The organism is Pseudomonas sp. P5_B2 (genome assembly GCF_056400445.1).
On sequence record NZ_JBFULH010001246.1, the window covers coordinates 1 to 806 of the forward strand.

The 806-nt window shown below is 58.8% G+C and carries 2 protein-coding genes; both read left to right on the top strand.

Translation table 11 applies throughout. From position 1 onward, the window contains the following. The first annotated feature begins 5 nt into the window (after window positions 1-5). Window positions 6-227: a tautomerase family protein gene (locus AC1DRJ_RS30525; protein ID WP_150778859.1), complete on the top strand. Its 222-nt coding sequence runs from the start codon at window positions 6-8 to the stop codon at window positions 225-227. Next, the coding region (locus AC1DRJ_RS30530; protein ID WP_477805393.1) for a DsbA family oxidoreductase at window positions 224-806 on the top strand (583 nt) is incomplete at its 3' end. The genes AC1DRJ_RS30525 and AC1DRJ_RS30530, both read left to right, overlap by 4 nt.

An 806-nucleotide genomic window follows, 5' to 3' on the forward strand; every position in this document is an offset into this window, starting at 1 on the left:
CCCTAATGCCTTTTGTCAGCGTTCGCATCACCCGCGATGGCGTTACCTCAGAGCAGAAAGCTCAGGTGATCGCCGAAATCACTGAAACCCTGGAACGCGTCCTCAACAAGGATCCGCACCTGACCCACATCGTGATCGAAGAAGTCGACACTGATAACTGGGGTTACGCCGGCATCACCACCACCCAGTACCGCAAGCAACTGGCTGAGGCGGAGGGCAAGTCATGACCGCGTCCGTCTCTATCGACTTTGTCTCCGACGTGGTGTGCCCGTGGTGCGCATTAGGCGCGACGGCGCTGGAGCAGGCGATCGAGAATGTGGCCGGTGAAGTCTCGGTCGAGCTGACCTACAAACCCTTCGAGTTGAACCCGGACATGCCGGCAGTCGGAGAAAAAGCCGTCGAGCACTTGATGCGCAAATATGGACGCACCGCCGAGGAAGTCGCCGCCGGCAAAGCGATGCAGATCGCTCGCGGCGAGGCCATCGGTTTCACGTTCGATCTGGAGAAGCGTACCCACTTCTACAACACGTTTGATGCGCACCGGTTGCTGTTGTGGGCGTTGCAGGAAGGGCGGCAGATCGAGCTGAAGAAAATTCTGTTGCGCGCTTATTTCACTGACGGTCAGAACCTGAGCAAGCGCGAAACACTGGTTCGTCTGGCCAGTGAAGCGGGGCTAGACGCGGCGGCTGCACAAGAGGTGTTGGCGTCCGGAGCGTACGCGAAGGAAGTGCGTGAGCTTGAAGAGTTTTACCGCCAGCACGGCATCAACTCTGTCCCGGCCATGATCCTCAACGGTCGTCACCTGG

Excerpts from the sequence above, each read along its gene's own strand:
- AC1DRJ_RS30525 (WP_150778859.1), top strand. The coding sequence starts at position 6 with ATGCCTTTTGTCAGCGTTCGCATCACCCGCGATGGCGTTACCTCAGAG.